Raw genomic sequence first — 7,217 nt, 5'->3', positions numbered from 1 at the left:
ACCCCCCCCCCCCCCCCCCACCAGCACACCCCCCCCCCCGGCCGCCCCACCCCCACCCCACCACCCCCCCGCGGGCCCCCCCCCCCCCGCCGCCCCACGCCCCCTCACCTTCGAGGAGACCAATGGAGCGCAACCTGCCTCCCATGCCGCCGCAGATCGCGGCACTGCCGCAAGATCGCGGATTCCCTGTCCCGTGGGTCGCCGAGTGGAACAGCCGCACCGAGACCGTCGCCGTCGACGAGCAGTTCGGCCGGATGCTGGCCTGCGACTGCGCCGCCGGCCAGGGACGAGCCACCCTCGGCGTCAACTGTGTCGTCCGGCAGCGCCAAGCCATGCGTGACCGCCTGTGCGGCACCTGCGGCGGCACGATCACCGGCCCCATGGCCATGGTCGGCACACGCGACATGCCCTACAGCGTCGAACCGGGCCTGCACCTCGACTGCGCGGTCTTCTCCCTGCTGGCCTGCCCAAGACTCGCGCATGCGGGCGGCCGGGCCGGGCTCGTGGTCATGGACCGCTACACCCTCATGGAAGACCGCATCCTCGGCGTGAACCCTGACCGGACACTCATCCGCCACATGCTGCCGCCCCTCCTCGGCGCGATCTCCGGAGGCGTCCTGGCCTACCTCGTCGCCATCATCCCCAGCACCGCGCAGCGCTTCCGCGCCACGGACTGGCTGGACGCCAACAGCCACCTCCTGACCAGCCCCTCGGAAGGACCTCGATGACCAAGACTCCGCTGGAGGCAGCCACCGCCCTCCGCCTCCTCCTGGACCAGCAGGAGCTGTTCTCCCGTCTCCACACCAACGGCACGATCGACGTGCGGTCAGGCCGTGCGAGAGAGTTCCACTCGGGGCCCATCACGCACGTCACCATCGAGACCACCCCGCTGGGGCCCGCGTACGTGATCGCGCCGCCGCCGTTGCCCGGACGCGACGCTGGCCCGTCCCGCGTCACCCACCACGCGGATGAGGCCGTCTCCTGGATCTGCTCGCAGACGCTGTACCCGTACGAATGCCTGATGGACTGCGGCAACCCGGCCGGGGTCGCCTGCACCCCGGCCTGTCAGTCCTTCCCTGACGACCGGTATACGCCGCCACCGCCTCCGGCCGACGACACCGGCCATGGCGGCCTGTTCGCCGACGAGCCGCCCTTCCCCGACGACCCATGGGCGATCGCCACGCAGGACCGCCAGCACAGCGTGCCGGACGGCCCGGCGTGACCGACCACGACCACGAGCCGCGCGGCGCGGTCGCCCGCCACCTGCACTACCGCTCCCTCACCCACCGGCCCACCGGGGTGTGGGCCATCTACATCACCCATCCCGGTAACGTGCTCGGCCAAGCCCACGCGCCGCTGATCCGCGCCGAGGAGCACCTGCCGACCGTGCTGTTCCAGTCCGGCGTCTCCCCGCGCCGCTTCCTCGGAGCGTGTCTGGGCTGCACCTGGGAGAGCGAGCAGGAGTTCGCGCACGTGCTCCTGGCCGTCGAGGCCGCCCACGATCACACCCACCCCGGGTGGCGGGCGCTGCCCGCCGTGCACCCCCGCCCGAAGTCGGGGCCTGCCAAGCGGTGGCTCAACCAGGTCACGGCCGCCTACCCGGCAGGCTGGTTCGCCCGCGGCGGCCCGATCCTGACCATCCGCGCTGACCGCGCCGACCGCATGCCGCTGCCCCACAGGGCGCCCGGCGGCCGCGGATACGACCTGCCCGCTCTCCCTCCCGTGCACGCGTCCGTGCCCGCCACCCCTGCCCCCTCACCCACAGCCTCGCCCCTCATCCCCGCCCTCGAAGGGAGAACCCCTCATGCCCGACTCCACGCCGCCTGACAGCCCTCCACCGGCGCGACGCCGGCGACGCAGGAACAACCCCATCAGCCACGGCATGCTGATCCGGGCCCTCGTCGGGATCGCCGCCGAGGATCCCGGCCGCACCGGCGCCTCTCCCCACCGCAGGCAGCATGAGCCGCACGCCTGCATCGCGGTCGCCCTGCTGCAGACGCGGGGCCTCACCGTCGAGGACCTGCCGTCCGGCTGCGACATCCAGAACGCACCCAACCGTGTCAGGCACATGTTCACGCCGGGCGCGCGCTGGCTGCTCAAGCGCCTGCACCAGGCCAACCACCGCGGTACCCCGTGGGGTGACCTGCCCGACTTCGCCGAGCGGCTGTTCGCCGCTCAGGAGCGGCCGTGAGAGGCCACGTGGTCGGCATGCACCTCGGCCTGCCGACCTCCCACGTCGCCATCACCACCGACTACGGCATCACCGTCCACCGCTGCACCCCCTCGGCGGGCTACGGTCCGTCGACGCCTGAGCTGATCCGTCGCCATCACTGGATGGCGCGCGACATCGGGCTCACCGTCGCCCAGTTCAACCCCGTCCTCGTCGTGGTCAACCAGCCCGGCGAGCAGGACGGCAGCAATCGGTGGGACAGCCACGGCCTGTGGTGGCACGTCGTCAAGGACCTGGTCGGCGACCTGCGGCCGATCTCGGTGATCGACGACGACACGGCGTTCACGTACGCCACCGGCGTCAACCGGGCCACAGACCCGCTGCCCTTCGAGGACACCGTCTTGGCGCGGCTGACCGACCGCTACGGCCAAGAGCGCAGGCTGACCAGCGGTCAGGCCGCGGCTCTGATCCGCGCCGCGATGGGCGCCGACCACCTCGGCCACCCCGTCGCCCCCGTACCCGCCAGACATCGCGCCGCGCTCGACTCCGTCGAACGCTGGGCTGAGGTCCGGTGCTAGCCGCTAGCGAACTCGCTAGCGTACATTTCCGATCAACAACGTGAAGGGATCACACATGGCCACCACCACGAACAAGCCCATGGGCAAGACCGAGCTGATAGCCGCCATCGGCGAGCTGATCGGTAACCGGGAGGTGGCCGCCGACGCGGTCGCTGCCCTCGTCGGCGTCATCAACCGGCAGGCCGCCGTCGGCCGCGAGGTGCGGATCACCGGGTTCCTCAGCATCAAGCCGCACCTGCTGCCTGCGCGCACCTTCCGCAACCCGAAGACGGGCAGCGAGGTCCAGCGGCAGGCCCGGTGGAGCGTGAAGGTGAAGGTCGGCAGCGAGCTGGAGACCGCGGCCGCCTCACGCAAGCCGTAACCCTATTAGTGCGCGGCTCGGGCAGCTTGCTCGGGCCGCGCGCTAATAGGCTTGCGCGTAAGGATGTCTCAAAAGCCATCCTGGAAGGCGGGACCTCGTCACACGCCGCTATCCCGACTCCGCCTCTCAGTTGTGGTCCGGGTCATCCCGTTCAGCGGCGTCGTCTCCTTGGGCGACTAGTGCGAGCCTGCCGGTTACTGCGTCAGCAACCTGCCGCGCGCGACCGTCCTCCAGTCCATGCGTTAGGGCGGTCCTAAGAATTTGCTGGTGGATTTCGGCGAGCTGTTTGCGCGTCAGCTCAGGCATGACAGAGTCCACCGCCGGCCTGCGCATGAATTTGCGCAGGATGGCTTTCGTTCCTCTAGCTGCGTTTTCGGCAGCACTTGCGATCCGTCGCGCGGGCTCGTCAACCCCCAACCAAACGATCGGAGTCACCAGCGCGCCAAGGGCGAATCCAAGAGGCTCGCGCTGACCGCCGCGACCGCCCAGCATTCGCCTGACCGCGTTGTGGTCGAGACCGGCCAGCCCGTCCACGAGTACGAGTTCCTCGGGCGCGATCTCGGCGACCACATCCCGGACGATATCGAACACCCTCGACGGGCCCTTGCTACGTGTGTTGCCGCCGCTCTGCGCTTGCGTAGCATCTAGATGTCGCGAGGCGACGTACACCTCAGGCGCCCGCTGCTTCCCGCGCTCGTCTGGCTTCTCTTCCGGACGTGACCTAGCCAGGAGTTCGGCGACCCGCTTGACGTACTGGTCATCATCGTTGGCGGGGAGACGATGCTTTTTGACCAGCTCACTCTCGGACGCGCGATCGCGGGATCGGGAGGCGTTGTTCTGGGGGAGGTCGTCCCATCGGGCGAGGGCCGCGATCAGTCGTTGACCAAATGATGAGCGTGTTGGACCGGACGGGGATACCGGTACTGCCTGCGGTCCTGGCGATGTTGAGGTGTATTCGTCCCATCTAACCAGCGCGGCCCGCAGGCGTTTGCCGAAGGACGACTCAGCGGACATCGGTGCCCTCCCCTACCGGGTCGGCCGACACCGTGGGCACTACCCGGGGCATCCCATTGGTAGGCGATGAAGAATCGATCGAAGCCGGCTCAAGGGCAGCTTGGACATGATCGGGAGCCTGCCCCAGAGCGGACGTGTATAGACGGGCCAGCTTCTCAACTACCAGAGGAGCTGCTACACCGAGCCCCAGCGCGGCGATTGGGCCAGCTACCTGGCCACTGGCAGCGGCTGCTGCTGCGAGCACCGCGCCCAGTCCAGCCCGTATCGCTACAGAGGTCCAATAAGCTGACCGCCCCTGCGGGATCGGTCGCTTCCATGACCACTTCTTGGATCGTTTGATCCGACTGTGCAGTTCCAAGGCTTCGACGCAGAGCCCGCCAGCGAGGCCCCACAACGCCGCAACCCAAGCCGCCATCATGCTCTGAAGGTAAACGCATTGCGCGTCGCCCGCAGCGTTCGAGAGTGATTGACGGGACGCGCTCCTGAGGGAGAACGCAAGCGCGCGCCGCCGATGTGGTAGAAAGCAAGGCCATGACCGACCCTGTACGGCGTCCCGAGTGGTACAGCTCAGCGCAGCTTGACGCCTACCAGCTCGACCCCCGGCGCGGCTCGGTGCGCAAGACGGTGCTCGTGGCAGGGGAGCGGATCGGCAGCATCGAGCCCATCCGCAGCGACACGACCGGCGCCGTCGTCGGCTGGAAGGCCCGCAGGCTGTCCGGTTTGACGGTGCCCCGCGCGTCCACTCGGTACGCGCGAGTGCAGGGAGAGGCCGTGCAGGACCTGATCGCCGACCTGCACGGCCGATGGCAGGACCAGCAGTCGCAGCCAGTTTCCGAACAGGATGCGGACGAGGGGCTCAAGCCGCCGCTGGCACAGGAAGAACGCTCGGAGCTGCTGCGCCGCTACACCGAGGACCTGGACAGCACCGTGGCCGAAATCGCGGCCGACTTCGACGTGAGCACGGCCACCGTCTACCGGCTCGCATCCGACGCCGGCGTCCACCGGCCCAACCGGCGGGGCCAGGGCCGATTGCCGAAGATCAGGCTGACGGACGAGCAGATGGCGGACCTGCGCGCCTCGTACCCCACCGCCGAGTCTACGGTGGACATCGCCCGCAGACTCGGCATCAAGGTGGAGCATCTCGCACGCATCGCGAGCCGGGAGGGCCTGCGCCGCCCCAAGTAGTTAGCGGGGCGGGATCTCCAGCCTCGTTCGATTGGCCGGGAGCACGCGCTCCTGGCCGTCCTCCTCGACCACCAGGACGGGCACACCCTGCGCGGGCAGCCCGAGGTCGCGCCGCTCGTCCGGCGTCGGCATGCGAGCGCGCACAACGGCCGGCCCCTCCACGGTGACGGTCTGACGGTCGGCCTGTTCCAGGACGAAGCTGCCCACGCCCTTGCGTGACTCGATGAGTCCTTCACCGCGCAGTTCGGCGAGAGCGTCCTCCACCGTGGCGACGCTCACGCCGTACTCGGCTGCCAGGCGGTGCAGGGATGGCAGCTTGTCGCCCGGCGCGAGGGCCCGGTCACGGATCTTCTGGCGCAGCACATCGGCGAGCTGCTTGAACAGCGGGCGATCAGCTGTGTGGTCCAAGGTCACATGGCGATGACATCAGGGCTATAGCGCCGTTCCTCCATAGCGTCTTAGCGCTTAAGCGCTAAGGTTGCGATTTAATGGCTTTCCGAAACCCGGGGGCCCATCTACCCGTGGGCGCCCCCAGCGTGACGAGGACGAAAAGATGGCATACGGCTGGGGACCAGAAGAAGAACTCATCCGCCTGGAAGACGCGCTGGCCGAGATCAGCTACCGGCAGCGGCTATGCATGCTCCTGGAGGCAGGGGAGGTGGATCCGCAGGGCGTGCGCCTCAGCGAAGAGCTGGAGGTGCAGTGATTGACCGCACCGCCGCGGGCATGCCGGTCCCGGCGATTCTCGCCAGGACGGAGGAGGCGGTCTATCAGCAGCTGATCTTCAGGCGGCACACAGGATCCGAAGGCGCGATGCGCCTGGAGCACGTCAACGTCAATCCCCGCACGGACTGGCGGCGCGGCATTCTGCTGGGCCGTGTCCATGACACGATGCGCGGAGACCCGATGTGGCGCATGCTCAACCACAAGCGGCAGTGGACGATGATGCGCAAGAACCTCTGCCAGGTGTGCCGGAGATCAGCGGTGATCCCGGAGACGGGCAGGATCTCCTACGTGGTCACGAAGACCAACTTCGTCGCCAGCGAGCTCGATCGACTGACCAACGCGCCGCCCACCTGCCGCGACTGCATCAGCCTGTCTCTGGAGTGGTGCCCGCAGCTCCAGAGCTCCAGCACGGCCTACACGGTGGCCCGGACGGAGCCGGCCGGCGTTCTGGCGGACCTGTTCCGCCCCGGCGTACTGGGCCCGGTGAGGGAGGCCAAGAACGTGTTCGTCGGCTGGGACGAGTTCGCCAGGCACCCGGTGGCGCTCGCCAAGCAGATGGTCGTGCACCTCGTGGACATGCGGGCAGCCGACCCGCCCCTTACCGTCACGCGCTGATCGACGCCGAAGCGGTACCAGTGCCCGAGCCTCGGATGCCCTTGCGGCTCATCCAGACGTTGAGTGCGGTGTTGACGATTCTCTCGGGGCCGTCGCCGGTGAGCTCCCATACGGCGGTGAGGCGGGCGTCGGTCAGCGGGTCGAGCCGGGTGCCGATCTTCGGAGGCTCTTCCCGCCTGACGCCTCTGGGGCTGCGACTCCTGCGGTCCTGGTTCACGGGGGCTGCGCGGCGGGGCCGGTCCTCCGGGTGGGGGATCGGGAGGTCACGCGGGACGTCGAGGGCATCGGCGTAGGCGTTGAGCGCCTCGATCACGATCGGCTGGGGCCCCAGGTGAAAGCGCTGATGAGCGGTGGTGAGCCTAGCGTTCATCTCGGGAGTGGTACGTACCGTGAGCCGGTACACGTCCTTCGGGGCTGTGCGCCGCGCAACTGGCGTTTTCGCTTGCGAGTTGGACGTGCCCGCCGATTTGCCGGCGACGTCAACGACGGCGAGCTGGCGAGTGCCGGGCCCTTGCTGGGACTTCGCAGCTTTCCTGGCCATCGGGGGGTGTCGCCTCCGTTGAGTCGC

At 68.9% G+C, this 7,217-nt stretch carries 12 protein-coding genes; 9 read left to right on the top strand and 3 right to left on the bottom strand.

What is annotated here, in order from left to right; all coding sequences use genetic code 11:
* Nucleotides 1-122 precede the first annotated feature (122 nt).
* The 6 genes from ABZ815_RS20675 to ABZ815_RS20650 are packed head-to-tail and all read left to right on the top strand — an operon-like array spanning nucleotide 123 to nucleotide 3,109.
* The gene (locus ABZ815_RS20675; RefSeq protein ID WP_357700081.1) at nucleotides 123-728 is read left to right on the top strand and encodes a hypothetical protein; all 606 of its coding nucleotides are present in this window, start codon (nucleotides 123-125) and stop codon (nucleotides 726-728) included.
* Nucleotides 725-1,222, top strand: coding sequence for a hypothetical protein (locus ABZ815_RS20670; RefSeq protein WP_357700080.1), 498 nt, complete (start codon nucleotides 725-727; stop codon nucleotides 1,220-1,222). Before ABZ815_RS20675 ends, ABZ815_RS20670 begins: the two co-directional genes overlap by 4 nt.
* Nucleotides 1,219-1,827, top strand: coding sequence for a DUF6349 family protein (locus tag ABZ815_RS20665; RefSeq protein WP_357700078.1), 609 nt, complete (start codon nucleotides 1,219-1,221; stop codon nucleotides 1,825-1,827). Before ABZ815_RS20670 ends, ABZ815_RS20665 begins: the two co-directional genes overlap by 4 nt.
* Before the next feature lie 55 nt (nucleotides 1,828-1,882).
* A complete protein-coding gene (locus ABZ815_RS20660) occupies nucleotides 1,883-2,191 on the top strand; it encodes a hypothetical protein (protein ID WP_357700076.1) in 309 nt (102 codons plus the stop codon).
* Nucleotides 2,188-2,748 (top strand): hypothetical protein, encoded by a 561-nt coding sequence (locus ABZ815_RS20655; RefSeq protein WP_357700075.1) that lies wholly within the window; start codon nucleotides 2,188-2,190, stop codon nucleotides 2,746-2,748. The genes ABZ815_RS20660 and ABZ815_RS20655 overlap by 4 nt, the downstream gene beginning before the upstream one ends.
* Before the next feature lie 55 nt (nucleotides 2,749-2,803).
* Nucleotides 2,804-3,109, top strand: a complete 306-nt coding sequence (locus ABZ815_RS20650; RefSeq protein ID WP_357700073.1) for an HU family DNA-binding protein — start codon at nucleotides 2,804-2,806, stop codon at nucleotides 3,107-3,109.
* Nucleotides 3,110-3,235: 126 nt separating this feature from the next.
* Here the strand turns inward: ABZ815_RS20650 and ABZ815_RS20645 are convergent, their stop codons facing one another.
* Nucleotides 3,236-4,123 carry a hypothetical protein gene (locus tag ABZ815_RS20645; protein WP_357700071.1) on the bottom strand — a complete coding sequence of 296 codons (888 nt, stop codon included), beginning with the start codon at nucleotides 4,121-4,123 and terminating at the stop codon, nucleotides 3,236-3,238.
* Nucleotides 4,124-4,654: 531 nt separating this feature from the next.
* Between ABZ815_RS20645 and ABZ815_RS20640 the strand changes: the two genes are divergently transcribed.
* Complete coding sequence (locus tag ABZ815_RS20640; RefSeq protein WP_357700069.1) at nucleotides 4,655-5,308, top strand: hypothetical protein; 654 nt, start codon at nucleotides 4,655-4,657, stop codon at nucleotides 5,306-5,308.
* On the opposite strand, the gene ABZ815_RS20635 is transcribed toward ABZ815_RS20640, so the two are convergent.
* Nucleotides 5,309-5,716, bottom strand: a complete 408-nt coding sequence (locus ABZ815_RS20635; RefSeq protein ID WP_357700067.1) for a winged helix-turn-helix domain-containing protein — start codon at nucleotides 5,714-5,716, stop codon at nucleotides 5,309-5,311.
* 145 nt (nucleotides 5,717-5,861) lie between these two features.
* Between ABZ815_RS20635 and ABZ815_RS20630 the strand changes: the two genes are divergently transcribed.
* Together ABZ815_RS20630 and ABZ815_RS20625 are read left to right on the top strand one after the other, a co-directional pair.
* Complete coding sequence (locus ABZ815_RS20630; protein ID WP_352365949.1) at nucleotides 5,862-6,014, top strand: hypothetical protein; 153 nt, start codon at nucleotides 5,862-5,864, stop codon at nucleotides 6,012-6,014.
* Nucleotides 6,011-6,649 carry a hypothetical protein gene (locus tag ABZ815_RS20625; protein WP_352365947.1) on the top strand — a complete coding sequence of 213 codons (639 nt, stop codon included), beginning with the start codon at nucleotides 6,011-6,013 and terminating at the stop codon, nucleotides 6,647-6,649. Before ABZ815_RS20630 ends, ABZ815_RS20625 begins: the two co-directional genes overlap by 4 nt.
* Here the strand turns inward: ABZ815_RS20625 and ABZ815_RS20620 are convergent.
* The gene (locus ABZ815_RS20620) at nucleotides 6,639-7,019 is read right to left on the bottom strand and encodes a hypothetical protein (RefSeq protein ID WP_357700064.1); all 381 of its coding nucleotides are present in this window, start codon (nucleotides 7,017-7,019) and stop codon (nucleotides 6,639-6,641) included. The genes ABZ815_RS20625 and ABZ815_RS20620 overlap by 11 nt on opposite strands.
* Nucleotides 7,020-7,217 lie beyond the last annotated feature (198 nt).

It is taken from the genome of Nonomuraea sp. NPDC047529 (assembly GCF_040642995.1).
Taxonomy (GTDB): Bacteria; Actinomycetota; Actinomycetes; order Streptosporangiales; family Streptosporangiaceae; genus Nonomuraea.
This window is presented reverse-complemented; position numbering and strand designations above follow the sequence as displayed.